General features: G+C 65.3%; 22 protein-coding genes and 1 tRNA gene. 5 read left to right on the plus strand and 18 right to left on the minus strand.

What is annotated here, in order from left to right; all coding sequences use genetic code 11:
- Window positions 1–30 precede the first annotated feature (30 nt).
- Window positions 31–1,593, plus strand: a complete 1,563-nt coding sequence (locus tag KVF90_RS15625; RefSeq protein WP_264392484.1) for an aldehyde dehydrogenase (NADP(+)) — start codon at window positions 31–33, stop codon at window positions 1,591–1,593.
- Here the strand turns inward: KVF90_RS15625 and KVF90_RS15630 are convergent.
- Both KVF90_RS15630 and KVF90_RS15635 read right to left on the minus strand, forming a co-directional pair.
- The gene (locus KVF90_RS15630) at window positions 1,590–2,372 is read right to left on the minus strand and encodes a hypothetical protein (RefSeq protein WP_264392485.1); all 783 of its coding nucleotides are present in this window, start codon (window positions 2,370–2,372) and stop codon (window positions 1,590–1,592) included. The genes KVF90_RS15625 and KVF90_RS15630 overlap by 4 nt on opposite strands.
- Window positions 2,373–2,393: 21 nt before the next feature.
- Window positions 2,394–2,470, minus strand: a tRNA-Arg gene (locus KVF90_RS15635).
- A 60-nt stretch (window positions 2,471–2,530) separates the two neighbouring features.
- Between KVF90_RS15635 and KVF90_RS15640 the strand changes: the two genes are divergently transcribed.
- Window positions 2,531–3,421, plus strand: coding sequence for a queuosine precursor transporter (locus KVF90_RS15640; protein WP_264392486.1), 891 nt, complete (start codon window positions 2,531–2,533; stop codon window positions 3,419–3,421).
- Here KVF90_RS15640 and KVF90_RS15645 read toward each other — a convergent pair.
- From KVF90_RS15645 to KVF90_RS15695, 11 genes are all read right to left on the minus strand, one after another.
- Window positions 3,418–4,947 carry a Ppx/GppA family phosphatase gene (locus KVF90_RS15645; RefSeq protein ID WP_264392487.1) on the minus strand — a complete coding sequence of 510 codons (1,530 nt, stop codon included), beginning with the start codon at window positions 4,945–4,947 and terminating at the stop codon, window positions 3,418–3,420. The two genes, KVF90_RS15640 and KVF90_RS15645, sit on opposite strands and share 4 nt — an antisense overlap.
- On the minus strand, window positions 4,944–7,091 hold the full coding sequence (locus tag KVF90_RS15650) for an RNA degradosome polyphosphate kinase (protein ID WP_264392488.1): 2,148 nt from the start codon (window positions 7,089–7,091) through the stop codon (window positions 4,944–4,946). Before KVF90_RS15650 ends, KVF90_RS15645 begins: the two co-directional genes overlap by 4 nt.
- A 224-nt stretch (window positions 7,092–7,315) precedes the next feature.
- Window positions 7,316–8,323, minus strand: coding sequence for a P-type DNA transfer ATPase VirB11 (gene virB11, locus KVF90_RS15655; protein WP_413676993.1), 1,008 nt, complete (start codon window positions 8,321–8,323; stop codon window positions 7,316–7,318).
- A gap of 6 nt (window positions 8,324–8,329) precedes the next feature.
- Entirely contained in the window at window positions 8,330–9,466 is a 1,137-nt protein-coding gene (locus tag KVF90_RS15660; RefSeq protein WP_264392490.1) for a TrbI/VirB10 family protein, read from the minus strand.
- A complete protein-coding gene (locus KVF90_RS15665; RefSeq protein WP_264392491.1) occupies window positions 9,466–10,278 on the minus strand; it encodes a TrbG/VirB9 family P-type conjugative transfer protein in 813 nt (270 codons plus the stop codon). The genes KVF90_RS15660 and KVF90_RS15665 overlap by 1 nt, the downstream gene beginning before the upstream one ends.
- Window positions 10,275–11,477 (minus strand): type IV secretion system protein, encoded by a 1,203-nt coding sequence (locus KVF90_RS15670; protein WP_264392492.1) that lies wholly within the window; start codon window positions 11,475–11,477, stop codon window positions 10,275–10,277. Before KVF90_RS15670 ends, KVF90_RS15665 begins: the two co-directional genes overlap by 4 nt.
- Window positions 11,474–13,915 (minus strand): VirB4 family type IV secretion/conjugal transfer ATPase, encoded by a 2,442-nt coding sequence (locus tag KVF90_RS15675; protein ID WP_264392493.1) that lies wholly within the window; start codon window positions 13,913–13,915, stop codon window positions 11,474–11,476. Before KVF90_RS15675 ends, KVF90_RS15670 begins: the two co-directional genes overlap by 4 nt.
- 12 nt (window positions 13,916–13,927) lie before the next feature.
- Window positions 13,928–14,212 (minus strand): type IV secretion system protein VirB3, encoded by a 285-nt coding sequence (locus KVF90_RS15680; protein WP_264392494.1) that lies wholly within the window; start codon window positions 14,210–14,212, stop codon window positions 13,928–13,930.
- Between the two features lie 4 nt (window positions 14,213–14,216).
- Entirely contained in the window at window positions 14,217–14,531 is a 315-nt protein-coding gene (locus KVF90_RS15685) for a TrbC/VirB2 family protein (protein WP_264392495.1), read from the minus strand.
- A gap of 39 nt (window positions 14,532–14,570) precedes the next feature.
- A complete protein-coding gene (locus KVF90_RS15690; protein ID WP_264392496.1) occupies window positions 14,571–15,215 on the minus strand; it encodes a lytic transglycosylase domain-containing protein in 645 nt (214 codons plus the stop codon).
- Between the two features lie 170 nt (window positions 15,216–15,385).
- Window positions 15,386–15,796, minus strand: coding sequence for a tetratricopeptide repeat protein (locus KVF90_RS15695; protein ID WP_264392497.1), 411 nt, complete (start codon window positions 15,794–15,796; stop codon window positions 15,386–15,388).
- Window positions 15,797–16,106: 310 nt separating this feature from the next.
- On the opposite strand from KVF90_RS15695, the gene KVF90_RS15700 reads away from it, so the two are divergent.
- Together KVF90_RS15700 and KVF90_RS15705 are read left to right on the plus strand one after the other, a co-directional pair.
- Window positions 16,107–17,675, plus strand: coding sequence for a hypothetical protein (locus KVF90_RS15700; protein ID WP_264392498.1), 1,569 nt, complete (start codon window positions 16,107–16,109; stop codon window positions 17,673–17,675).
- 103 nt (window positions 17,676–17,778) lie between these two features.
- Entirely contained in the window at window positions 17,779–20,517 is a 2,739-nt protein-coding gene (locus KVF90_RS15705) for a TonB-dependent receptor domain-containing protein (RefSeq protein ID WP_264392499.1), read from the plus strand.
- Window positions 20,518–20,680: 163 nt separating this feature from the next.
- Here the strand turns inward: KVF90_RS15705 and KVF90_RS15710 are convergent, their stop codons facing one another.
- From KVF90_RS15710 to KVF90_RS15730, 5 genes are all read right to left on the minus strand, one after another.
- Window positions 20,681–21,712 carry a hypothetical protein gene (locus KVF90_RS15710; RefSeq protein WP_264392388.1) on the minus strand — a complete coding sequence of 344 codons (1,032 nt, stop codon included), beginning with the start codon at window positions 21,710–21,712 and terminating at the stop codon, window positions 20,681–20,683.
- Between the two features lie 103 nt (window positions 21,713–21,815).
- Window positions 21,816–22,490 carry a response regulator transcription factor gene (locus tag KVF90_RS15715; RefSeq protein ID WP_264392500.1) on the minus strand — a complete coding sequence of 225 codons (675 nt, stop codon included), beginning with the start codon at window positions 22,488–22,490 and terminating at the stop codon, window positions 21,816–21,818.
- A 94-nt stretch (window positions 22,491–22,584) separates the two neighbouring features.
- On the minus strand, window positions 22,585–23,325 hold the full coding sequence (locus KVF90_RS15720) for an SDR family NAD(P)-dependent oxidoreductase (protein ID WP_264392501.1): 741 nt from the start codon (window positions 23,323–23,325) through the stop codon (window positions 22,585–22,587).
- Window positions 23,326–23,333: 8 nt separating this feature from the next.
- Complete coding sequence (locus KVF90_RS15725; RefSeq protein ID WP_264392502.1) at window positions 23,334–23,792, minus strand: hypothetical protein; 459 nt, start codon at window positions 23,790–23,792, stop codon at window positions 23,334–23,336.
- A gap of 1 nt (window position 23,793) precedes the next feature.
- Window positions 23,794–24,936: an acyl-CoA dehydrogenase family protein gene (locus tag KVF90_RS15730; RefSeq protein WP_264392503.1), complete on the minus strand. Its 1,143-nt coding sequence runs from the start codon at window positions 24,934–24,936 to the stop codon at window positions 23,794–23,796.
- A 93-nt stretch (window positions 24,937–25,029) separates the two neighbouring features.
- Here KVF90_RS15730 and KVF90_RS15735 point away from each other — a divergent pair, with 93 nt between their 5' ends.
- Complete coding sequence (locus tag KVF90_RS15735; RefSeq protein ID WP_264392504.1) at window positions 25,030–25,539, plus strand: hypothetical protein; 510 nt, start codon at window positions 25,030–25,032, stop codon at window positions 25,537–25,539.
- Window positions 25,540–25,607 lie beyond the last annotated feature (68 nt).

Below are 25,607 nucleotides of genomic sequence, written 5' to 3' on the forward strand. Positions count from 1 at the left end.
AACAGATTCGAAGCTTTCGGGAGAATGGGAATGTTGACGGGCCTCAATCTGGTTGCGGGCGAATGGCGCGGCGGTGCACGCAACTTTGCCGCCGTGGAGGCTGCAAGCGGCACGGCGCTGGAACCGGCGTTTGCGCAAGCGAGCGCCGCCGATGTGGCCGATGCCTGTGCGGCGGCGGCTGCCGCGCAGCCGGTGTTTGCCGCCCAATCCCTGCCCCAGCGGGCCGCCTTCCTGCGTCTGATCGCGGAGAAGATCGACGCCCTCGGCGACACGCTGACCCGCCGCGCCATGCTCGAAAGCGGCTTGCCCGAAGCGCGCCTCAATGGCGAGCGCGGGCGCACGGTCGGCCAGTTGCGCCTGTTCGCCGACGAGGTCGAGAATGGCGGCTGGCAGGGCCTGCGGATCGATCACGCCATCCCCGACCGTGCCCCGCCCAAGCCTGATCTCAGGATGCGGAAAATCCCGCTCGGCCCCGTCGCGGTGTTCGGTGCGAGCAACTTCCCGCTCGCCTTCTCGGTCGCGGGCGGGGACACCGCATCGGCGCTCGCTGCCGGGTGCTGCGTCGTGGTCAAGGGCCACCCGGCGCACCCCGGAACATCCGAGCTGGTGGCAGGCGCAATCCTTGCCGCGATCCGTGAAGCAGGGCTGCCGGACGGCGTGTTCAGCCTTGTCAACGGCACCGGTCACGAACTCGGCGAGGCGCTGGTGAAAGACCCGCGCATTGCCGCTGTCGGCTTCACCGGATCGCGCTCCGGGGGCCTCGCGCTGATGAACCACGCCGCTGCGCGCGCCGTGCCGATCCCGGTCTATGCCGAGATGAGCAGCGTCAATCCGGTCGTCCTGATGCCGCACCGCATGGCCGAAGCCGCCGAAACGCTCGCCGCCGCCTATGTCGGATCGCTGTCGCTGGGCGCAGGGCAGTTCTGCACCAATCCGGGGATCGTGCTGGCGGTGCAAGACGAGGCCACCGCCCGCTTCATCGCCGCTGTGGGAGAGGCGCTCGGCGGCATCCCGGCGCAGACCATGCTCACCGCAGGCATCCAGAGCGCCTATGCCAAGGGCATCGCAGCCCTCGCCGCACAGTTGGGCGCGGTGCTGGTCGGTAGCGGCGCGCAAGGCTCGGGCGCTTGCGGGCAGGCGCAGGTCTTCACCGTCGCGGGAGAGGCGTTCCGCTCCAATGCCGTTTTCGGCCACGAGGTGTTCGGCCCCTCCTCGATCATCGTGGTGTGTTCCGACTTGGCCGAAGTGGCAGCGGTTCTGTCGGCAATGGAAGGCCAGCTCACCGCCACGCTGCACATGGCGACCGCCGACTATCCGGCAGCGCGCGAGCTTGTCCCGATCCTCGAAAGCCGCGCAGGGCGGATCATCGCCAATGCCTGGCCGACGGGCGTTGAAGTGACCCACGCGATGGTTCACGGCGGGCCGTTCCCCGCAACGTCGGACGGACGCAGCACGTCTGTCGGCACGCTCGCCATTGACCGCTTCCTGCGACCGGTGAGCTATCAGGACTTGCCCGCCGCACTGCTCCCCAAGGCGCTGCTCGACGGGCGGGCCGGGGTGCTGCGGCGCGTCGATGGGGCGTGGGACGCCTAGGGCGCGAGCGATTTCACCGTCTGCGCAAAGGGCGTCTGGTCGACCACGATCGCGCCCGCGCGCGGCCGGTCGAGATCGAGGATGACCCCGAAGGCGAGCGAGATCAGCAGATAGAGCGTGGTCGATGCCACCCGATGCCGCGCGCGCGTTCCTGCCAGCGCATAGCCCAGCATCGCGGCAGAGATGACCGCATAGCCAGCCAGCAGCCACAGCACGCGCGACGGCAGGTGCGCCTGTGTCAGCGCCTGCCGCCGCACCGCCGTATCTTCGACCGCATCGAACGCAGCGGCCAGCGCGACGGCATGCGGCCCGGGCTGGCCCTGTTTCAGCACGGCGCGGACTTTGGCGGCGAGGGGTTCGCGCAAGGCGGCGGCCTTGTTCTCGGCTGCGATTCGCGCCGCGCCGTCCGCCAGTTCGGCAGCGTCCAGCCGGGCGGCTGCATATTGCGCCAGATCGGCCTTGAGCGCGTCCGCCGGTTCCTGCGGCAGTCCTTCGGCAAGCATCGCGAGATAGCCGACCGCACTGGTTTCCTGCAGCATCAAATCGCGGCGGTCCTCCAACCGGCTCAATGCCATCGAGAAGGAAAAGCCCATCAGCAGCGCCAGCAGGCCGAGCACGCCCGAAAGGATGAACCCCTCGTCGCTGCTCGCCGCGTCGCTCTCGCCGCTGGTCGCCGACAACCGCCTGTGCAGCCGCATTCCTAGTTCATGCGCCGCCACCATCGCCGCCAGCAGAAGCGGCACCAGCACGACCAGCGACCAGGACCAGAAGCCGTCCAAACATTCCCCCCGCAAAGCCAGTGGCGCGCCCGGCAGGACTCGAACCTGCTGCCTCAAGATTAGAAGTCTCGCGCTCTATCCAGATGAGCTACGGGCGCGCGCCGCCGCCCCAATAGCGCGCTTTGCCGCACAAGGGAATCGCGCTAACCCGACAAGCGATGGAAAACACCGCTCCCGATCCCGCCCTCGATCCTGCCGCCGCATTCGACCGTGATCCCGGCGACGGGATTGTCGCCACTTCGCGTCCGCCGGTCACGTTCCGCTACTATGATCTGGTGATGGCGGGGTTTGTCACGATCCTGCTGCTGTCGAACATCATCGGCGCGGCCAAACTGACCTTTGTCGATGTGCCGTTCTGGCCCGAAGGCTGGTGGCCCGCGCCCGACGGCACCTTCATCTACGGCGCGGGGATCCTGTTCTTCCCGCTGGGCTACGTGATCGGCGATGTGCTGACCGAGATCTACGGCTTCGCCCGCGCGCGGCGGGTGATCTGGGTGGGCACCGCGGCGATGCTGTTCCTCGCATTCATGTCCTATGTCGTCACAGCCCTGCCCGCCTTTGACGGATGGGAATGCGCGGCCAGCGGCTTTGGCGGCCCCCGCCCGGTTACGTCCACGGCTGACGCAGGCATTCCCGGCGGCGCGATCTGCCAGAGCACCTATGAAAGCGTGTTCGGCAGCACCTGGCGCATCGTCGTCGCTTCGATCGTCGCCTTCTGGGCGGGCGAGTTCGTCAATTCCTTCGTCATGGCCAAGATGAAAGTCTGGACCAAGGGCCGCGCCCTGTGGACCCGCACCATCGGTTCGACCTTTGTCGGGCAGGGCGTCGACAGCCTGATCTTCTATCCCGTCGCCTTCTACGGCATCTGGACGACCGAGGCGGTGCTGACCGTGATGGTCACCAACTGGGCGCTGAAAGTGGTGTGGGAGGCGGTGCTGACGCCGGTGACCTATGTGGTGGTGAACAAGCTGAAGGCCGCGGAAGGCGTCGACCTGTTCGACATCGGCACCGACTTCTCGCCGTTCGGAAGCGAAGAAAAGCGCGCCTAAAGCACGATCTCCGGCACGATATCGACCCGCCAGACCAGCCCCAGCCGTCCGGCGAGCAGCTTCAGATCCTTCTCGGTCGGGGCACCGAACAGCGCCTCGTGGCTCTGCGCGAGTTGCAGCACCAGCACGCCGTCTTCGACCAGCAGGCGGCTGACCTCCAGCGAGCGGGGTGACTGCGCGCCGAGCCTGCGGGCAAGCCGCAAGGCCAGACCCCAGCGCACCGCTTCCTCGATGGCCTCCTCGCTCGCCAGCGCGCGCACTTCGGCGGGCAGGTTCATCTGGTTGCCATTGGCGGAGATCGCCGCGGCGAGCATCGCCCGGCCCTTGCCGTCGATGCCGATCCAGCGCTTTTGCAGCGCCCAGTTGATCGCCTGCGGCAGACGGATGTTCGGCTCGATCTGCATCGCGGCGAGCGCGAGCATGGTCGCTGCCAGCCGCAGCCGCTCCGACCCGTGTTCGCGCGCCGGTGCGGCGTCCAGCGTCCATGCGGCCATCCGGGTGCTCAGCGCAGGCTGCGTGCCGCGCTGGCTGGCGAACACCGCCACCCCGGCAATCAGCGGGTCCTGCGCCTTGCTGTGCGCGGGCAGCCGATCATAGAGCAGCCCTTCGCGCAGGCCCCAGGAGGAGAACACCACCTTTTCGGGTGCCAGCCGCGCCAGAAGCGCCTGCAACAACACCGCGGCGTCAGGCAGCTTTTCGGCGCGCATCGAGGATATCCGCTCGCGCCCTTTCAAGGCGTCGCTCTCGCTTCCGGCAAGCGCCAAGGCGAGGTCTTGCGCGGCCACGGCATCAATCTCGAACCCGTGCGGATCGCTCAACGGGTAGCCGCGCGCCGCCATCGCATAGACCGCCATGGCCCGCCACGTGCCGCCCACAAGGTAGAGCGCGCCATTGGCGTCCGGCGTGTTGGCCGACAGATCCCACCCGCCCTTGCGGATCGCCTTGTCGAGGCTTTTGCGCATCTCCGCCCGGCCGCCCTTGCGGTGTTCGGGCAGGCGCAGCGTACCGAGCGGGAGCGTGCTCGCACCCTCGGTCTGGCCCTTCGCCACGCGCACAAGTTCGAGGCTGCCCCCGCCAAGGTCGGCCACGATCCCGCGCGCTTCGGGGAAAGCGCCGATCACGCCGTATGCGCTCAGCAGCGCCTCTTCCTCGCCCGAGATCACCCGGGGTTTGAGGCCGATGGCGCGCAAGGCTTCGACGAATTCCGGGCCGTTGGCGGCATCACGCACCGCAGCCGTCGCCACGGTCTCGACATCCTTGATACCGAGATCGGTGAGCAGCAGGGCAAAGCGCTTCAACCCGCGCAGCGCCAGCGCCATCGCCTCGTCCGCCAGCCTGCCGGTTGCGGCAATCTCGCGCCCCAGCTTGGCGGTGACCTTCTCGTTGAGCAGCACGGTCGGCGCGCGCATCGTGCCGCCATAGACGACCAGACGCACCGTGTTCGACCCGATGTCGATGATCGCGCGTTCGGCGCTGCCACCGCTGAAGGTGCCTTCGCGCGCCTCGCGGCGCCGCCGCCAGATCATGCCGCCGCTCCCCGGCGCAGCGAAAGCTTGGGAACCGCGCCCGCTTCAAGCGCGCCGCCGCGACCCGAGAGCGACGGGTTGGTCATGAAATAGCGGTGGCAGTTGAACGGCTTGGCCCCATCCGCGCCCACTTCGACCCGCGTGTAGCTTCCATCGGGATGCAGCCACCAGCTCTGCTCGCTGTCGAGCATATTGGCGAGCAGCACCTGCTGGAGCACCTGATCATGCACCGTCCGGTTGAGGATGGGGATCAGCGCTTCGACCCGGCGGTCGAGATTGCGGCTCATCATGTCGGCCGAGGCAATGAACACCGCCGCGTGGGCGCTGGGCAGCGGGTGGCCGTTGGCAAAGGCATAGATGCGGCTGTGTTCAAGGAAGCGGCCGATGATCGATTTGACCCGGATATTCTCCGACAGGCCGACAATGCCCGGACGCAGACAGCAAATGCCGCGCACCACCAGTTCGACCTGCACGCCGGCACTGCTCGCCGCATAGAGCCGGTCGATGATGCCTTCATCGGTCAGCTGGTTGCACTTGAACCAGATCGCCGCAGGCTTGCCGGCCTGCGCATGGGCAATTTCGATATCGATGCGCCGGTAGATCTCCTCGCGCAGATCGATCGGGGCGATGTGGATGCGTTCCAGGCTGTGCGGCTCGACATAGCCGGTGACGAAATTGAACATCTTGGCGACATCGCGCCCCAGCTTGGGATCGGCGGTGAAGAAGCTGAGATCGGTGTAAACCCGCGCGGTGACGGGATGGTAATTCCCGGTGCCGAGGTGGCAATAGGTGCGGAAAGTATCGCCTTCGCGCCGCACCACCATCGCCACCTTGGCGTGGGTCTTCCAGTCGGTGAAGCCATAGATCACCTGCACGCCCGCGCGTTCCAGCTTGCCTGCCCAATGCAGGTTCTGCTCCTCGTCAAAGCGCGCCTTCAACTCGACCACGGCGGTCACCGATTTGCCGGCCTCAGCCGCCTCGATCAGCGCGTTGATGACAGCCGATTGCGAGCCTGCGCGGTAGAGCGTCTGCTTGATCGCCACCACATCGGGATCGGCCGCCGCCTGCCGGATGAAATCGACCACCACCTCGAAGCTTTCATAGGGGTGGTGGATGATGATGTCCTTCTCGCGGATCGCGGAGAAGGCATCGCCGTCATGCTCGCGGATGCGCTCGGGAAAGCGCGGCGAGTAGGCATCGAACTTCAGATCGGGCCGGTCTTCGCGGACGATTTCGGCCAGCCCGTCAACGCCCACCATGCCATCCGTCTTGATGACCGCCGCCTCGTTGATGCCAAGCTGGTCGAGCAGCAGAGCCTCTGCCGTCGGATCGAAATCCTCCTCGATCTCGAGCTGGATGACCTGCCCGCGCCGCCGCCGCTGGATCGCAGAGCGGAAGGTGCGCACCAGATCCTCGGCCTCTTCCTCGATCTCGATATCGCTGTCGCGCAACACGCGGAACAACCCGTCGCCCTGAATGGTGAAGCCGGGGAACAGCTCCGCAGCATAGCGCTGGATGAGCCGCGCGATGGAGATGTAGAGCGCGCCGTTCTCCCCCGTCACAGTGTCCGGCACGCGCACGAAACGGGGCAGCGCGCTGGGGATCAGCACCATCTCGGTCAGCTGCTCGCGGGTGGCATCGCGGGTCAGCGTGAACAGCAGGCCCATGCCCTCGTTCTGGACGAAGGGGAACGGGTGCGCCGGATCGAGCGCCTGCGGCGTGATGATCGGGAGGATTTCATTGAGGAAGAAGCTCTTGAGCCACTTGTGCGCGGCCGGGCTGACGCGTTCCTCGTCAGCGACGTGAATGTCGGCCTCGGCAAGGCCGCTGCGCACCGTGCGCCAGATCGTCTGCTGCATCGCGCTCAGTTCGGCCAGCTTGGCACGGATCGCTGCGAGCTGCTGCGAGGGGCTGCGCCCGTCGATCGAGGGGGTATCCAGCCCGCGCTGCACCTGCCCGACCAGCCCGGCGACGCGGATCATCATGAATTCGTCGAGATTGCTGCCGGAGATCGACAGGAACCGCAGCCGTTCGAGCAGCGGATAGGCCGCGTTGCAAGCCTCGGCCAGCACGCGCTGGTTGAATTGCAGCCACGAAAGTTCGCGGTTGAAATAGGGGGATTCGTCGGCGGCAAGTTCTGTCATGTGTACAGCGCCCGCGTGCGCAGGCGTTGGTTCGCTACCAATCGGTGACGTGCTCATCGCTTTCCTGTTCCGCCTCGCGCCCGACATGTCGGTGCAGCGCCCTTATCAGAGCCATGTTCGCTTGCTGGCGTGGTGTAAATCAGGAAGTTGGGCTTGTCACACCAATGTCGTTCTTGCTGCGCGCGCCTTCGATGGTCCGTGCCGTGCATCGGCGCGGCCGCGCATCAGACCAGCGAAGCGCTCTCGGCAATCTGGGTGATGCCGCGCTTGCCATTGGCGTCGCGGCCCAGCTGCACGATCACGTCGATCACGCTCGCGGCATAGGCGATGGTGTCCGACCGGGTCAGGCCGATGCCGGTCTGCATCACCATCAGCGAAAGCTGTTCAAGCGCGCCGCGCAGGGAGTTGGCGTGGATGGTCGAAAAGCTGCCCGGATGCCCGGTGTTGATCGCACGCAGGAAGCTGACGCTTTCCGCGCCGCGCAATTCGCCCAGCACGATGCGATCCGGACGCAGGCGCAGGGCAGCTTGCAGCAGTTCATTGGCGGTGACCTTGGCCTCTCCCAGCTCGCCCTTAACCGCCACAAGGCCGACCGCGTTTTCGCCCGGGAACTTCAGTTCGGGCGTATCCTCGACCAGCACCACACGCTCCTGCGGCGGGATCTCGCCGAGCATGGCGTTGAGGAAGGTCGTCTTGCCGGTGCTGGTGCCGCCCGAAATCAGGATGGTGCGCCGCGCGCGGATTGCGGCGCGCAAGTAGGCGATGGGCTCGGCCTGCGGATCGGGGAGGACGACATGCCCCTCGCCCACCAGCGGGCCGGTGTCATAGGCGTCGAGCGGGAGGTCTAACCGGCGGTGGCGGCGGATCGCCATCACCCAATGCTTGCGGCTGGCGGGCGGTCCGCAGAACTGCACGCGCGCGCCATCAGGCAAAGTTGCGCCGAGCAAGGGATGCTCGCGGTTGATCCCTTGATGCGAAACGCGCGCCACCTGTTCGGCAAGGCGCTGCACGAGCCGGTCATCAATCTCGGGCGTGGCGATGCGCTGCATTCCGGGGCTGGCGGCATCCTCGATCCACACTTCGCCCGGGCCGTTGACCATGATTTCGGTCACGGTGTCACGGTCGAGCCAGCGGCGGAAGGGCGCAAGGTACGCGTCGAGATAGACGCTGCGCTCTGCGGACAGAGGCACAGCCCCTTCCCCTTCGCCAAGCCGGTGGATGTCCGCGCTCACCGCCCGTCAGCCGACTGCGCTGAAGTCGAGATCGCGCGCTGTGAAGACGCGGATCGGCTCGCCCATGCGCACGCGGATGGTGGGGCTGATCTGGCCCTGCGATTGCACCGCCGAATTGGCCGCACCCTGCGCCCCGCCCGCCACGATCACGCCGCCGACACCGCCGGTCGCCAGCGCGCCGAGGCCGCCGACGACCGAGAGCAGCAGGCCCGAACCGAAGCGTTTGAAGAAGTGGCTGTTGACGTCACCCTCCAACCCCGTCGCCCCGTCAAAACCGACCGCGGGCGAGGCAAGGTTGACCGATACGCCATCGGGCCGGATCAGCCGCGTCCAGATCACATAGGCACGGCGTTGGCCCTGCTGCACGCCCGCCTGATACTGCCCGATCAGGCGCGAGGAGCGCGGGATCAGCACGCGCTTGCCATCGAAGCTGCGCACGTCCTGGCTCACCACGGCGCGGACATAGCCCGGCACATCGGTGTTGATCGCGGTTTCGAGGATCGCGGGGATCAGCGTGCCCTCGGTCACGGTGGTCGAGGGATTGGTCATCGCGCGGGCCTGCGCGGGCGCGCCGCCAACCCCGCCAACGCGGCTGGCAAATGCCGAAGCGCCGCCCGCTCCCGCGACTTCGGCGCCGGGCGTGCCGGGCGGCACACCGATGGGCGCCTCGGCACCGCGAATGCTGCGCGCCGAGCTGGCATCGAAGACCAGTTGCGGGCTGGCATAGGGATTGATCGCCGCGCCGGGGCTCATGGCCGGGTTGCCGGAATAGATCGGCATGGGCGCAGGATCGACCGGCGGCACCACCGGCACCGCGCCGGGCACCGTCGCCGGATCGACCGGCTGCACCACCACGGGCGCGGCGGCGGCTTGCGGCGGGGCGACGGCGGTGTTGCCGATGCCCTGCGGATCGGGCGTGCGCGCGGCGTTCATCGCCCAGAACGTCACCGCGCCCAGCAGGCCGACCACCGCCACGCCGGCAGCGAGGCCCAGCCCGTCACCCTTGGCCTTGCGGTCGGTAACCGCCGGAAAGGCCGCACGGCTCGCCAGATCAATGATTTCAGCGGACTCGCGCTCGCGCGGATCGCCCTCGGCAGAACTGCCCTCGCCCTTCTTCGGCGGCAAACGCATGGCCAGACGCATCAGTTGGACTCCCTTGCAGGCTTGGCAATATCGAGCCCCGCGCTGCGCGCGGCAGGCTTCATCGGGCCGGTGTTGGTGAGCGTCGCAGTCTCGCGGCCGGAGCGCAGGATGATCTGCGCGGGCACCCCGTCGACCACCACGGTATCGCCGCGCACGGTGTAATTGACCGGGCCTTCGTCGCCATCCTCGTTGGTCACCAGAATGGCTGGAATGGAAATGCCCTGTGGCCATGTCAGGAACACCGCATCGCCATCATCAAAGGCCCGCGTGGGGAGCAAGGCGGGCGTTCCGGCGGTGGCCCAGGCATAGTTGATCTGCGCGGGATCGTTGACCGCATAGGGGTCAGACGCGGCAGCCATCTCGACCGGATCGGCGGCGGCACGCAGGGCCTGCGCCTCGGCCTCGGCGATCGCCGCGAGCCGCGCTTCCTCGGCCGCCTTTTCCAGCTCGGGATAGCGGAATTGCAGCACGTAAAGCGCTGAATTTCTTGGCGACGCCACCAGTTCGAACAGGTAGGTGCGCTTGTCCGTCACCACCGTCATGTTGGTGCGCGCTGCCGGATCGAGCGGCTTCACGAACAGGATCGTCTGCGCCTTGTTCGGCTGCACTTGCCATGCGGCGGAATCGCCGATCGCGACATTCTCGATCACTTCGTCGGGGGCGAACTTGATGGTGGTCTGGACCTTCACCTTGCCATCGATCCGGACCACGGCGTTCTCGTCAAACACGAGCGTTTGCAGGCGGTTATCCTGCGCGGCGGCGGGAGCCGAAAGCGCAAGGGCAAGCGCGGCGAGCATCACGGCGCGGGTCATTGATAGGTCTCCGGAGGGGGGGCTTTGGGCGCAGGTGCCGGCTTGGCAGAGGAGGCGGTGCGGAAGCGGTTGCCGATCCCGCGGGTGCGCGATGCGGCGGCGTTCAGCGCGGTCACCTGCCCGCCCCCGCCGCCGGTCGCATAGACGCGGGTTTCACGTGAAACACTGCCCGCAGGCCCCGTGTCATTGGCGGCAAGAGCGGGCTGGAGAGGGGCTACATCGACCCTGCGGGGGGTCAAACCCGGGTTGGGCGGCGCCACGTTGGTGTTGCGCGGCGCGGTCTGCGCCGGTTGCGGCACTGCCACGGGGCGCGGTCCATCCGACGCCCGCTCGCGGTCGCGCTTGTCCGGCACCAGCCCGAACACCTGCCAACCTGCCACCATGGTCGAGCCGACCTTCAGTGACAGGATCATCAGCGCCATGTGCACCGCGCCGACGAGGAAGAACGCCATCGCCGCGTTCTGGTCGATCTGCCCCGGCACCGCCACCAGCGCCGAGAGGATCGGCACCGACAATTCGAGCATGATCGATCCGCCCAGTACCGCCAGCAGCGGCGCAATCGCGAGCATCACCAGCCCCTTGAGCCAGCCGGTGAACAGACCGCGCGTGCTTTCGAACAGCGCCAGCACCACGAAGATCGGCCCAACCGCCAGCAGCAGCGCCAGCGCGATCCGTGCCGTCACCAGCAGGCCGACCGTGCCAAGCAGCAGCAGCATCGCGCCGAACCACATCATCCCGCGCGGCGAGAAGGCGCTGATATCCTTGGTATCCCCGCTCGCCTGCTGGACCGCCTGAAACACCACATCCAGCTTCTGCGCGAACACCATCGTCGCATTTTCGCCCTGTGTGCCGGTAAGGATGCCCGCGATCTGGTCCGGCCCGCCGATGAACACATTGTAGAAGATGGTCGAGAACGCGACGAAGCTGGTGGCAAAGGTCAGCACCAGTCCCAGCGTCATCATCTTCGGCAGCAGCGCGCGCACCGACAGGTTCGACCGGCCGAGCATCAGCGAAATGCCGAAGAAGCCGACATAAAGCCCCAGCACGATCGTCAAGGCGACGGCGAGCTGGCCTTCGGTCCCGAACAGGCGGTTGAAGGCCTGCTCGCTGACATTTGCGGCAATGCAATCCACCGCGGTCAGCGCGGAGGACACGCCGGTGCCCATCGCCTGGGCTGCGGCGTCGCAGGCGGCGCTCATTCGGCGGCCTGCCACATCTGGGCTTCGTCGGCATTATCCGGCCCATCCGGCCACGCGCGCCCGGTCAGCGCCGGGAACCACGCGGCAGGCGCATCGCCCACCGCTTCACGCAGCAGATCGAGGCGGCGCACCGCGCTTTCACGGCCAGAAAGGATCGTCAGCACCTCGGGCGCACCCGACAGATCGAGCCGCACCACCACGCTCGCATCGGGCTGGCGCACGAGGAAGCAGCGGCTGTGCGCGGGCAGCGAGCGGATCAGCGCGAATTCGTGGCTGGTGAGGCCAAAACCGTCGCAATAATCCTCAGGCCGGGCGCGCGAATTGGGCATGAACACCATCGTCGCGGTCTGTTCGACCAGCGCGGTCGAAATCCGGCTGTCGAGCGCATCGCGCGCGGACTGGGTGGCGAAACCGACAAGTGCGTTGCGTTTGCGCAGCGTCTTGAGCCAATCGCGGATGCGCGCGGCGAAGACCTCGTCGTCCAGCGCCTTCCAGCCTTCATCGATCAGGATCATCGTCGGCTGACCGTCCAGCCGCTCGTCGATGCGGTGGAACAGGTACATCATCACCGGCGTGCGCAGGCGCGGGTTTTCAAGCAGCGCGGTCATGTCGAAGCCGAGCACACGCTCCGCCAAGTCGAGCCGGTCGCGTTCATTATCGAACAGCCACGCGTGTTCGCCGCCGTCGCCGGAGGGCGAACCGATCCATGCCGCCAGCCGGTCGGCCAGATCGCCGGGCGTCGGGCGGCGGGCACCGGAGAGCAGTTCCTTGAAGTGGCGCAACCGCCGCAGCGAAGGATCATTGGCATAGGTCGCATCGACCGCCGCGCTGATCGTCGAGAATTCCTCCGGCCCTTCGGCCTTGAGCAGCACCGCCAGCCAGTCCCGCAGGAAAGCGCGGTTGGCAGGGGTATCAGGCAGCGAAAGCGGGTTGAAGCCGGTCGGCTCGCCGGGGCTGATCCGGTCGTAACGCCCGCCAATGCCGCGGATGAACAGCTCCGCGCCGCGATCCTTGTCGAACAGGATGGTGCGCGGTTTGAACTTCTGGGCCTGCGCGGCGAGGAAGTTCATCACCACGGTCTTGCCCGAACCGCTCGGCCCGATGACCGAGAAATTGCCCAGATCGCCGTGGTGGAAATTGAAGAAGAACGGCGTGGCGCTGGTCGTTTCCAGCAGCGTCACCGCATCGCCCCAGTGGTTGCCGCTCGCCTGCCCAAGCGCAAAGCCGTGGAAGCTGCCGAAGCCTGCCATATTGGCCGAGGAAATCAGGGCCCGGCGGACGATATATTCCTCGTTGCCGGGGAACTGCGCCCAGAACGCGGGTTCGAGATTGGTGTCCTCGCGCACCGCAATCGCGCCGGTATCGGCGAGCGCGGCGGCGCAGGAGGCCATCGCGTCGTCGAGGCGCGCCAGATCACGCTCGCGCACCAGCACAGTCAGGTGATGGTCGCCAAAGCCCACCGCCCCGTTACCCAGCGCATCGCGCGCGGCCATCATCTCGGCACGTTCGGCCGCCGCTTCCTCGTCCACCGAGCGCGAGCGGCGCAGGGCGAGGTCGATGCGTTCCTTCGATGTCGTGCGCTCGTTGGGGGCGTAGCTTTCGGTCACCACCATTTCGAACGGCAGGCGCAGCAGGTTGTCGAGCAGGCCCGGCGACGTCGCCTCGGGATAGTCTTTCAGTCCGAGGATCGCGGCAAAATCGGGCGCAGCGCTACCGCGCAGCTCCATCGCGTCAAGCCCGAAAGAGGCGCGGCGATAGGGCAGCATGTGGCCGATATCGGTCTCGGGGCTCGGGCGGCGCACCGGGCGCATCTCGCCATTGTAAAGCGCCGAGAGCAGTTCCAGCATCTCGGAATTGGTGCCTTCGGCTGATGTGGGTGACTGGTAATCACCCAGCACTGCCGCGCCGTAATTCTGCAAGCTGGCGACCAGCCCGGTGACTGCCGCCTTGAGGCTGCGCACGTCCTTGGGATCGGCCTCGGGCTCATCCTGCCCAGCCCGCGAGAAGAACTTCGAAAACCGTTCCGGCAGGCCCGTCTTGCCGCGCGCGGGGCGGCGGATCAGGGTGACGAACTGATCATTGATGAACAGCGATCCGCCCGCCAGCCGCTGCTTCCAGCGCGCGTCGATATGCCGCGACAGGGCATCGGGGAATTCGGCATCCAGCTCCACCTCGACCCGGCGGCGGATCACGTGGTGATACATCACGAAGCGCGCATCCAGCGTCGAGCGCAGCATCACCTCGCGGGTGGCGGCGTGGGCGTTAAGCGCGTCGCTATCCTCGGTTTCGAACAGCAGGCCGGGCACCTGGATCGCGCTCATCACCGATCCATCGCGCAGCAGCACGGTGTTCTCGTCAATCAGGCGGGCATAGGGCAGCCGGTCGCCGACGCGGGCTTCCTTCGCGCTCCAGGCGGCGGCTCCGATCCATTTCTTCATGTCCGGGCGTCCTTACGGGGCATAGGAGTTGCAGCCCCAACGCTTGAAATTGGGAACGCGCGGGCACTTCGAAACCTTCGTGATCCACAGGTCGAAAATGCGCGGTTCGCGCAGCGAAGCGAAATAGCCGATCACGTGCATCACCGCCGGAACCGGCAGAATCCACCAGCTCTTGAGGATCAGGAAGGCAATCGTCGTCACCATCAGGTTGATGATGAAGAAGTTCATCGTCACGCCTGCGAACATCTGCGGGCGGGTGAGCGCGCGGTGGACGGGATGGCGGACGAGATCGCTCATGGCCTTAACCGGCGGCCGACTGGATGCCGGCGACGATGGTGGTCGCGCCGAACAGGATGAACACGCCGATGATCACGGTCGCGCCGAAGCGCCAGTTCATGCGGCCCGTCAGCATCATGAAGCCGATCGCCGCGACCGCCATCACCGCGACAGTGGTCGCCACTGTGCCGAGCAGCGTGCCTTGCAGCCACAGCAGCGCATTGTTGATCGGCCCCGAACCGGCCGGGTCTGCCGCTTGCGCGAAAGCAGTGCCCGGCGTCAGCGCGAGCGCCAGCATGGCGGTGAAGCGGGCCAAGGAACGGGAGAACAACGACGTCATATGTGTGTCAGACTTTCACTTGCATGGGCCAGCCGCGCCTTATGGCGCAGGCGGACGGGAATGGTTGGCGAGCCGCCCGATGATGGCAGCAACATATTGCTTTGTCTCGCGGATATTGGGGATGCCCCCGGCCCGCTCGACCCTGCCGGGACCGGCGTTATAAGCGGCGAGCGCCTTTTCGAGATCGCCGCCGAACCGGTCGAGCTGTTCGCGCAGATAACGCGCTCCGCCTTCGAGATTGGCAAAAGGATCGCGCGGATCGACGCCGAGATAGCGGGCGGTGCCCGGCATAAGCTGGGCGAGCCCCTGCGCGCCGACGGGCGAGACCGCGTCCTCGCGCCAGCGGCTCTCCTGCCACACCAGCGCCTCCAGCAGGCTGGGCGACAGGTCGAAGCGCGCGGCCAGCTCGGCGATCTTGGCCGCGTAGCGCGGCGGAATGCCTGCCGCATGGCGCGCGGGATCGGCGATCACCACATCGGGAAGCGCGGGCGCTTCAAGCATTTCAGCGTCGGTTGCGGCGGCTGCAGGAGCATAAGGATCGGCCACCGCAGGCTGACCGGCGAGTGGCCCGGACACCCAGCGCGCGCCATCGCTCCCGAGTTCAAGCACATCGGCCCGAGCCTCGGCCGCAAGCATAATCGCAGCAGCAGTGATGACAGCGCGGCTACCCGCGGCGAGAATCATGTCCCGGCCCTCCAGAATCTCTCCCCATTGTCTAACCTAAATGACAGGCAGGTGACAGCCTCGGACGATTGCCCGGATGCAGGATTGTCGCAACTGTGCCTTCCGGACAGCAAAACGGGCGGACTGCGCCTTTCGCAATCCGCCCGTTCGCGTCCCGATAGAGATATGTGTCAGTCGCGCAGGGTCAGCTGTCCGGCGCGCGTCGGCGCGGGGCGGAACTCGCCGCGCTCGAGCATCTTGATCGCCTTCCGCGCAAGGCGGCGCGAATCCGTGGCGCTTCCGTCCGCAGTGTCGAGCTCGATCACTTCATGACAGGCCAACGCCTGTTCAAAGGCGGCGCGCGCCTTGGCGTCATCGCCTGCCTGCGCATAGGCAATGCCGAGATTGATCAGCACAGCCGCATCATGCGGATCGGCGATGCTGGCTTTCTCAAGCGTTGCGAGCGCCTGATCGGCACGCCCGGCAGCAAGCGGTTGCACCGCGAGTTCGGTCGCCTCGGCCAAGGCCGGAACAGGCATGGCAGGCGCGGCTGCCAGCGGGGTTGCAGCGATCAGCGCGATTGCGAAAGCGGTGACGGACATCGGCAAGACTCCTCCAAGAACGAGAGGGATAATGACTCACACAACGGGCCGATGCAACAAAACTGAAACATTGTAATTTACTTGTAATGAAATGCCTTATCACACTGATTTTACGGCATTCCAATGTTACAGACAGCACGCACCGAGATGGGTCGGCGTTGTCACATTTGTCTTTCTTCAGTCATAATCGCTCGACTGACACAAGACTGTAATGCTGCAAGAATTCTGACATGCCCGACCCCTAGCGAGCCCCCAGCGCATCACGACACGCGCCTAAACCGATTCTCGGCTCAAGAGGGGACCGCTCGCTGTGAAAAACATTCAACGCACGCTGATTCTGGGATGCAGTCTGGTCGCTCTGGCCGGCTGCGGCGCGGACGAAATCGTCTCGCCTGGCTCGGGCGGCGACATCATTATCAATAACCCGGCCCCCACGCCGACGCCGACTCCGACCCCGACGCCGACCCAGTCGCTCGTGACCCCGGCGGCCGGTTGCCCGACCATCGCGTCGACCGGCGGTCTGACCGATGAAGGTGTCACCACCGCGACCCCGACCGGCACCTACCGCGTCTGCGCCCTGCCCGCGCGCTTCACCAGCACGGACAACCTGCCTTACATCCGCGGCCTGCTCTATCGCATTCCGGGCCGCGTCGAAGTCGGCACCGATCGTGGTTTCTCCAGCACCGGCACCACTGTCACCCTGACCATCGCGCCGGGCGTGATCCTTTACGGCCAGCAAGATTCCTATCTGGTGGTCAATCGCGGCAACACGATCCAGTCCAACGGCACGGCTGACCGCCCGATCATCTGGACCAGCCGCGACAACGTGCTCGGCATCAATGATGACAACAACCAGCAGCAGTGGGGCGGCGTCGTGCTGCTCGGCCGCGCACCGGTGTCGGATTGCTCGACCGGCGTGTTCAACACCGCCGCCAACCCCACCGCCAATGCGACCTGCGAAGGCCGTCTTGAAGGCGCGGCGGTTGCCACCCCGTTCGGCGGCGCCAACGCGGCGGACAGCTCCGGCTCGTTCCGCTTCAACCAGATCCGCTTCTCGGGCTTCGAACTGGCACCGAACAACGAACTCCAGTCGCTGACCACCGGCGGCGCGGGTTCGGGCACCGTGATCGAGAACCTCGTCTCGTTCAACAGCTCGGATGACGGCATCGAGTTCTTCGGCGGCGGCTTCAATGCCCGCAACTTCGCGATCATCGGCGCTTCGGACGATTCGCTCGATGTCGATACAGGCGCGATCGTCAATCTCGACACCGTGATCGCGGTGCAGCGTTCGACCACCGGTGACCGGGCGATCGAACTGGACTCGCCCAACGTCGCCGACCGTACCCCGTCAAACGCGATTCCGCAGACCCGCTTCCAGGTGAACAACTTCACCTTCGTGATGCGTGACGGCGCGCCGCAGGTCATCCAGGCACGCGGCGGCGCGGCGCTTGGCCTGACCAACGGCGTGATCAATGCCGGCACCAACCACTGCTTCCAGATCGATGAACCCACCACACTGGCGGCGATCATCGGCGTGGACTCGGTGGTCGGCGATTGCCCGGCGACCGATCCGATCCGCGGCGGCGCCGGCAATACCAATGCCGACGTGGCAGCGCGCATCAACGGCGGCACCAACAACAACTTCGCCTTCGCGATCACGCTCACTAACGGCGTCGTCAACGGCGCGGGTGAAACGGGCCGCACGGCGTTCAATGCCAACAGCCGTTCGACCTTCTTCCCGACCCGCACCTTCGTCGGGGCGATCCAGAACGCGGCGGCCCTGACCAGCACCTTCGGCAACTGGACGTGCAATTCGTCGATCCAGAACTTTGCCAGCACGACGGGCAACTGCACCTCGCTGCCGGTCTACCCGGCCTAAGGCCCGAGCCTGTGACACGTACCGGGGGAGACGCCGCTTCGACGCAGCGCCTCCCCCATTTTCGCATTCAAGAATGACCAATTTCATGAGGGGGTCCTCACCCATGTCCACCCGCACGCGCCTCGCTGGGCTGCTGCTGCTCACCACATCGCTGACCTTGCCGTCGGTGCTCCACGCGCAGGACGCGCTGCAAGAGGAGCCCGAAGCCGAGACCGAGGTCGAAGCCGAAGCGCAGCCGACCGATCCGGTCGAAGGCGAGAATCCAGTGGAGGATCTGCAGGAGACCGATATCTCTGTGCCGGGCGGCGGGATCATCGTCACCGGGCGGCGCAACCGCGATCCGGCGCGCAATTCGGGCCAGGTGCTGAACGTGCTGAGCGAAGCCGACATCGCCCGCACCGGTGAAGGCGACATTGCCGGCGCGCTGGCGCGGGTCAGTGGTCTCTCGCTGGTCGGCAACGGCCGCGTCTTCGTGCGTGGTCTGGGTGACCGCTATTCGCTGGCGCTGCTCAACGGCCTGCCGCTCCCCAGCCCCGAACCGCTGAGCCGCGTGGTCCCGCTCGACATCTTCCCGACCAGCGTGATCGCCTCCAGCCTCGTGCAGAAGACCTATTCGGCCAACTTCCCGGGCGAGTTCGGCGGCGGGGTTATCAACCTCACCACCAAGGCGATCCCGACAGAGACCTTCCTCACCGTCGGCTTCTCGGGCAGCGGTGATACCGAGACAACGTTCCAGAACGGCCTCACCTATTTCGGGTCGGACTGGGACAGCTTCGGCTTCGACAACGGCAACCGCGATTTCCCCAGCGTGTTGCAGGACGCCATCGGCAGCGGCACCCGGATCAACGACCTGTCCGCCGCGCAGCAGCGCCAGCTGGCCGGGCAGATCATGCCGCTCAATCTGGTGACGCTCCAGAAGAACGATGTGCTGCCGATCAACTTCTCGGCCAACCTTACCGGCGGCACCTCGTTCGAGGTGGGTGACGGCAATTACCTCGGCCTGATCGCCACGGCCGGGATTACCAACACCTGGCGCAACCGCAATGTCACCAGCCAGCAGTTCGGTGACGCGGAAGCGGGCCAGATCCTGTTCGATTCGCAGAACTTCATCACCGACAACAAGGTGCTGGTGAACGCGCTGATCGGGCTCGGCCTCGATATCGGCGAACACACCGTCCGCTGGACCAATCTCTACATCCGCGACACCCTGAAGACCGCGCGGCTTGCCACCGGCACCGACAGCTTCACCGATGTCGCGCGGCCGTTCGATTTCCAGACCCAGCAGACAGGCTGGTTCGAACGCCAGCTGATGGATTCGCAAATCGTCGCCGAATTCAACTTCGATGCCTTCGAACTCGATCTGCGCGGCGGCTATGCCCGCACCGATCGCGAGGCGCCCTACAACGCCATCGTGCCCTATATCCGCACCAATATTCCGAACGATCCCTTCGGCGACAAGTTCGTGGTCGATGTCGGCGCGCTGATCGGCGGGACGGAGCGCATTCAGGTCGGCTTTGAAGACCTGACCGAAGAATTGTGGTTCGGCGGCGCGGACGTGACCTTCGACGTCACCGATGACCTGTCGCTGACCGCGGGCTATGCCTATTCGGACACCACCCGCCGGTCGCTGTCCTTCATCATCCGCCCACTGCTCGGCTCCTCCGCGCAGAACACCACGCTGCTGCGCGCGCTTGGCCTGCGGCAACCGGGCCTGATCCTCAACGGCGCGACGCTGGCGACCGATGCGAACGGCACCGGCTTCTTCAACGTCACCGTGTCCGATCCGACCCCCTTCCCGGTGTTCGACGCCGCGCTGACGGTGCACGCGGGCTACGGGCTGGCGCGTTTCCGCGCGACCGAGCGTCTCAATATCGAGGCAGGCGTGCGCTATGAAGACGGGCTTCAGGTCGCCGCGCCCGATCTGACCTTCGGCGGCGGCAATCTCGCCAACCCGACGCGGATCGCCAATGACTACTTCCTGCCCGCGGCCACGGTCACGTGGGAGGCGATCGACGATCTGCAACTGCGCTTCGCAGCATCGAAGACCATCGCCCGCCCGCAGTTCCGCGAGCTGGTGGAGCAGACCTATTTCGATCCCGAGAGCAACCGCCGTTTCCGCGGGAACCCGTTCCTGCAGGACAGCGAGCTGATCAACGTGGAAGCGCGCGCCGAATATTACATGGGCGGGCCGAAGAAGGTGAGCCTTGCCGGCTTCTTCAAGAAGATCGACAACCCGATCGAGAACTTCCTGATCACCGCGCCCGGCATCATCGAGACGAGTTACGCCAATGCGCCCTCGGCGAACCTGTACGGGGCCGAGCTTGATCTGTCCTACGGTATCGATCTGGCCGATTGGGGCGGGCTGTTCGAGAACAAGCAGTTCCTGATCATCGCCAACTACACCTACACCCAGTCGGAGATTTCCGTGGGTGCGGCCGATCTGGCTCCGATCCCCGGGGCGACCGGGCAGCTGGCCAGCCAGCTGTTCGACGACGGCTCGCCGCTGGTCGGCCAGTCGGACCACGTGGCGAACCTGTCGCTGGGGATCGAGGATCTCGACAAGGTCCAGCAGTTCACCGTGCTGTTCAACTACGCCAGCGAGCGCGTGACGCTGCGCGGCGGGGCGCTGCCCGATGTGGTCGAAGACCCGGGCCTGACGGTCGACCTGGTGGCGCGTTCCGAAGTGAAGCTGGGCGGCGTGCCGCTCGAGGTAAGCCTCGAAGCGCGCAACATCTTCGGGCGCGACAATTTCGAGTTCCAGGAGCTCAATGGCAACCGTGCCGAGATCAACACCTTCGATGTGGGGACGGTGTTCTCGATCGGCGTGAAGGCGGAATTCTGACGCGCCCGCGTTCCTGCGCCGAAACCAAACAAGGCCGCCCCTCACCGGGCGGCCTTTTTGCTGGGCCAGGCGATCTGTAGAGGGATCACCGGTCGCGTCCGGTTTCAGGGCGATGATGCGTGCGGTTTTGTGACCGGAAGTGGGTGGGAAGCGGACAAATCGTTCAGTGTGCTTGCTTCATCCGTTCAACAATGAATGCGGCTTTCGAACGAATGCTGGTGGAGCGATCATTGAGGAATGACCCTGCCAGAGCGATAAGGTCCGTATCATGTGAAGCATGGTCGATGATTGCCTCAAGCGCGACCTTTCGCACAGCGGTTGAGCGATCACGCAGGCCGCTGCGAATCGCTTCAGAACGATCAGAATGGATGGTCAGAGCCCGCTGCCAGACACGTGGCCGCCAACCGCTAATTCCCATCGGCTTATCTATCCAGAAGCGCTCCCCTGAGCCGTCAGTTGAGCGAGCATAGCCATACGCCAAGGTTTGTAGGGCGACGGCGCGCACTCCCGAAATTTTCGCCTCCACTGCGAGCAGCTTGAGGTGGGGGTCGATCCATTCGTATTGGAGTAGAGACCGCAGCCACGAGGGTAGTGGTCCGTTTCGTTGCCTGAGAAGCTGCGCCACGATCTCTGCTACCGCCTCCGGGCGAGCTACGAGCGCATCCATTGACTGTCGCTCGGCGTCCGACCAGCGCCGCCAAGTCGACCTACGCCCTGCCGTCTCAAGAAAGAATACGGATAGCACGTCGGGGCTAGTGAACGGTAGGCACCGATCCATGCAGGCTTTGGCGCTAGAACGAACCTGATGAACCCAGTCGTTCCGACGCCACGCCAAAGCGGCGACCAGAAAGGCATTGGGGATGGGGCCTGATATTCTCTCAAGTGCAGCTTGTCGCAGGAATCCGTTTTTGTGGAACAGAAAGAGAAACGGCAGCCCAGGAACCTCATCCAGCAGATCCCGATCACTCCTTTTCCCAAGGACGTTGCGATCAAACCAGCTTAGCTTCTGAGACCAGCTCCACAGCCCCGCAGCTGAGGCAATCGCTCCATCTGCATCGGCGATGGATGCCGGGCTTTGATTTTCCGTTGCCGCAATGAAATCGGCAATGGGCTTCGCAAGATCGGCCTTCGCCTCGCGCGCTGCCGCATATCGCTCGATTGCAGTGAGCAAAAGTGGCGAAAGTGCCTTGGACATTTCTCAGCTTAGTCGCGCAGCTGTATGGCAGCAATGGGGTCGCTAGCCGAATGTCCCGTTTTGTCGCGCGGCGCGCGATTGTGGACGTTTCCTGTACGCCCGCTCACCCCAGATCGAAGACATATCCCAGGGATCGCACCGTGCGCAGCGGGTTGCCGCCGCCGGCCGATTTGATCGCGCGGCGCAGGCGGCCGATCCATACGTCCACGGTGCGCTCGTCAATCGGGGGTTCCCGTTTGCCGAGGCCGCTGATCAGATCCTCGCGGGTCAGCACGCGGTTGGGGTTTTCGGCCAGAAAGCGCAGCAGGCGGAATTCATTGGGCCGCAGTACGATCGGCGTCTCGTTCCAGCGCGCCTGAAGCGCGGCCATGTCGATCGTCAGCGCGCCAAGTTCGAAGCGGCGCGTCGCCTGCCGCTCGCTGGTGCGCGATTGCAGCGCCAGCACCCGGTCGAGCACAGCCGTGCGGGTGAGCGGCCCGATCACGTAATCATCCGCCCCGGCGCGCAGCGCCCGGCGACGATCCTCGGGATCGTCCTCCTCCAGCACCATCGTCACATGGGCGTCCATGGTGCGGGTATCGGCGCGCAACCGGCGGCACATTTCGAGACCGGCAAGTTCGGGCATCACCCAGTCGATAAACGCCCACATCGGCCCTTCGACCAACCGCCGCGGGCCTTCCGCCCCCAGCCTGTCGAAGGTGAAACGCCGCTGATCGTGGACGAAGTCGTCCAGACTTTCGCCCAACTCGCTCGTCAGGAAGATATTGACGACATCCATGTGCTGCCTGCCCCGCTTTCGAACGAGGATTGGCGCAGGCTTGTGACGCGATTGTGACTATATCACCTGCGAGTGTAACAATCCGCGCGCAGGCTCAGGAGAGGGTCAATCCCCCGTCCACCACCAGTGTCTGCCCGGTGATGTAAGCCGATAATGGCGAGGCAAGGAACAGCGCCGCGCCCGCCATATCCTCGGGCGTGCCCATGCGGCGCAGGGGGATGGACTTGAGGCTGGCTTCGAGGCGCTCGGGATGATCGGTGGTGACGCTGGTTAGCTTGGTCGGCACCAGCCCCGGCGCGATGCCGTTGACCCGGATGCCGTCGCGCGCCCAGGCCTCGCCGAGTGTCTTGGTGAGGCTCGCCGCGCCCGCTTTCGATGCGGCATAGGCGGGCGTGCCGATTGTCGATTTGAACGCGGCGACGCTGGAGACGATGATGATCGCGCCCTTGGCGGTCGCCAGCGCGGGGTGGAAGGCGCGGGCGGCGTCCATCACCGAATTGAGGTTGATATCGACCACCGCGTCCCACCCCTCGCGGGTAAACTCCTGCCGTCCGTAGCGCACGGTGCCTTGGGAGAGGACGAGGACATCGAGCGGGCCGAGGTCACCCGCCAGCCGGTCAGCGGCGGTGCGATCGGTCAGATCAATCTGGCGGTAGTCGAGGCCGGTGAAGTCGCTGTCCTCGGCCTCAAGGTAATCGCCGAAATCGGTCCGCGTGCCGGTGACAGTAACGCTCGCGCCGCGCTGCCGGAACCCGTGCGCAATGCCATTCCCGATCCCGCTCGACCCGCCGATGACGAGGACTTGGCTGCCGGTGAAGTCGAGGGGGTCGGTCATGGCTCTTCCTATTGTTGTTCTGTCGGATCCGCCGTTTGGGTTTCGTCGACAGGAAGGTAAACTAAAGAGCGATCTTGCAGCACATCACACTCATTCCAAACTCCGTCCAACTTCAGCCTCTGTTCGTGGCGGTCATAGACGAAATCGAAGGGAGCAGCTTTCGTCTCGCCGGTCAGACTGCCTTGGAAAACAGCCGTTCCGCTTACAGAGCCGCCTTGGGGTGAAATTCTTTTCACGTTATAGAAAACGTCTTGCCCAAAAAACTGGAGGCGAAACTGTCCCCTGCTTTCAACAAAGTCTAGGTGACCCAACACCAGCTGATCACCGCTTTTGCTCGAACAAGCGAACCACGCCGACATCGATTGCGGGGCAGAGCTTTCGCACCCGACCAGCGAGATAGAGCCCGTGAGGACTAACGCAAGCCGGAAGCAATATAGCCTCCAGTCGGAACGAAGCGGCTCAGCCACCTCAAATACTCCGCGAGATCACTTCCTTCATGATCTCGTTCGTCCCGCCGAAGATCCGCGTCACGCGCGCGTCGCGCCACAGGCGGGCGATGGCGTATTCGTTCATGTAGCCCGCCCCGCCGTGGAGTTGCAGCGACGCATCGCACAGATCCCATTGCAGATCGGTGTGCCACAGCTTGGCCGCGGAGGCCTCGGCGGTGGTGAGTTCGCCTGCGAGATGCTTGCGGATCGCCCAGTCGAGGTGCGCCCAGCCCACTTGCAGCTTGGCCTTGAGGTCCGCGAGGGTGAACTTGGTGTTCTGGAATTCGAACACGGTCTTGCCGAAAGCCTTGCGGTCCTTGGTGAAGGTCACCGCCTCGTCAAACGCCCGCTGCGCCGCCGCCTGCGCGCCGACCGCGATGCCGAGGCGTTCCTGCGGCAGTTCCTCCATCAGGTGCACAAACCCCATGCCTTCCGCGCCGAGGATGTTGGTCATCGGCACGCGGCAATCGTTGAAGAACAGTTCGGAGGTATCGGCGGCGTGCTGGCCGATCTTGTCGAGATTGCGCCCGCGCTCGAAGCCGGGGGTGTCGGCGTCGACCAGAACAAGGCTGATGCCCTTGGAGCCCAGCTCGGGATCGGTCTTGGCGACCACGATCACGCAATCGGCGTTCTGACCGTTGGTGATGTAGGTTTTCGAGCCGTTGATGACGAGGTGGTTGCCGTCCTTCTTGGCGGTGGTGCGGATGCCCTGAAGGTCGGACCCTGCGCCCGGTTCGGTCATGGCGATCGCGGTGATGATATCGCCGCTGACCATGCCGGGCAGGTACTTGGCGCGCTGTTCGGGGTTGCCGAGGCGCTCGAAATAGTTCGCCGTGATGTCGTTCTGGAGCGTGAAGCCCGCGGACGAGCCGAGGTAGCTGAGTTCCTCGGTCAGCACGCAGTTGAAGCCGAAATCGAGGCCAAGGCCGCCGTTTTCCTCCTTCACCGTCATGCACAGCATCCCGGCGTCGCCCATTGTCTTCCACACATCACGCGGGACGATGCCGTTGGCCTCGTGCTCCTCCATGTGCGGGGTGAGGTGTTCGGCAAAGACCTTGCGGACGGTGTCGCGGAAGGCCTCGTGGTCTTCGTTATAGGCGGTGCGATAGGAGGTCGCGAGCATGGGGGTTCTCTCCGGCAGATGGGTTTTGATTTGCCATGAGTGAACAGGGGGTGGGGGCTAGGGTCAAGTGCGAAATTGGGGGTGGGGCTTGGCTTGCTAGCCATTGCCATCACTCTCCGCCTGCGCCATCATGCTGTGATGAAAGCGATTTCTGCAATTCTTGTGCTCGCCGCCGGAACGGCATGCTCAGCGCAATCCTCGGAGCAGGCTACCATTATGCGGGCGATCGAGGCGGCAGTGGTTCTGCCAGAGGGAGCGGGCGCGCTCGATGAGTATTCGCGCAATTACGCCTTGGGGCCGGATGGCAAAATCTTGGCCGTCTATGTCAGCCCGAGCGAGCCTCCGATTGCAAACGCCGAGTATGGCTGCGAGGTGATGCTCGAGGATCTCGAATCGCGTCCCTGCACCGAAGAGGAAGTGGCCGAGTTGGTCCGCGACAATGAGGCTAGCGCGGAAAGAATGGGCAAGGCGGGCCAATCGCGCTGGTTTGACAACTATGGCGAGATGCCTCGCGTTCTCGATGGAGGGTGTGGCTTCATCGAGATCGTGTACGATCCGCAGACAAGGCGGATCGAGCGCGCGGAATGCAACGGGGAAGCCTGAAGTTCAAACGTTCGTCATCCCAGCGGAAGCTGGGACCTAGGGCGGCAAGCGCTGCACCTAGAGGCTCT

Origin of the sequence: Porphyrobacter sp. ULC335, assembly GCF_025917005.1 — a bacterium.
In the GTDB taxonomy this organism is placed as follows: domain Bacteria; phylum Pseudomonadota; class Alphaproteobacteria; order Sphingomonadales; family Sphingomonadaceae; genus Erythrobacter.

Coding starts and splice junctions, on each gene's coding strand:
- KVF90_RS15640 (WP_264392486.1), top strand. CDS start 2,531: ATGGAAAACACCGCTCCCGATCCCGCCCTCGATCCTGCCGCCGCATTC.
- KVF90_RS15715 (WP_264392500.1), bottom strand. CDS start 22,490: ATGGATGTCGTCAATATCTTCCTGACGAGCGAGTTGGGCGAAAGTCTG.
- KVF90_RS15645 (WP_264392487.1), bottom strand. CDS start 4,947: ATGATCTGGCGGCGGCGCCGCGAGGCGCGCGAAGGCACCTTCAGCGGT.
- KVF90_RS15675 (WP_264392493.1), bottom strand. CDS start 13,915: ATGAAGAAATGGATCGGAGCCGCCGCCTGGAGCGCGAAGGAAGCCCGC.
- KVF90_RS15705 (WP_264392499.1), top strand. CDS start 17,779: ATGTCCACCCGCACGCGCCTCGCTGGGCTGCTGCTGCTCACCACATCG.
- KVF90_RS15665 (WP_264392491.1), bottom strand. CDS start 10,278: ATGACCCGCGCCGTGATGCTCGCCGCGCTTGCCCTTGCGCTTTCGGCT.
- KVF90_RS15680 (WP_264392494.1), bottom strand. CDS start 14,212: ATGAGCGATCTCGTCCGCCATCCCGTCCACCGCGCGCTCACCCGCCCG.
- KVF90_RS15625 (WP_264392484.1), top strand. CDS start 31: ATGTTGACGGGCCTCAATCTGGTTGCGGGCGAATGGCGCGGCGGTGCA.
- KVF90_RS15685 (WP_264392495.1), bottom strand. CDS start 14,531: ATGACGTCGTTGTTCTCCCGTTCCTTGGCCCGCTTCACCGCCATGCTG.
- KVF90_RS15720 (WP_264392501.1), bottom strand. CDS start 23,325: ATGACCGACCCCCTCGACTTCACCGGCAGCCAAGTCCTCGTCATCGGC.
- KVF90_RS15650 (WP_264392488.1), bottom strand. CDS start 7,091: ATGACAGAACTTGCCGCCGACGAATCCCCCTATTTCAACCGCGAACTT.
- KVF90_RS15710 (WP_264392388.1), bottom strand. CDS start 21,712: ATGTCCAAGGCACTTTCGCCACTTTTGCTCACTGCAATCGAGCGATAT.
- KVF90_RS15660 (WP_264392490.1), bottom strand. CDS start 9,466: ATGCGTCTGGCCATGCGTTTGCCGCCGAAGAAGGGCGAGGGCAGTTCT.
- KVF90_RS15670 (WP_264392492.1), bottom strand. CDS start 11,477: ATGAGCGCCGCCTGCGACGCCGCAGCCCAGGCGATGGGCACCGGCGTG.
- KVF90_RS15690 (WP_264392496.1), bottom strand. CDS start 15,215: ATGATTCTCGCCGCGGGTAGCCGCGCTGTCATCACTGCTGCTGCGATT.
- KVF90_RS15695 (WP_264392497.1), bottom strand. CDS start 15,796: ATGTCCGTCACCGCTTTCGCAATCGCGCTGATCGCTGCAACCCCGCTG.
- KVF90_RS15730 (WP_264392503.1), bottom strand. CDS start 24,936: ATGCTCGCGACCTCCTATCGCACCGCCTATAACGAAGACCACGAGGCC.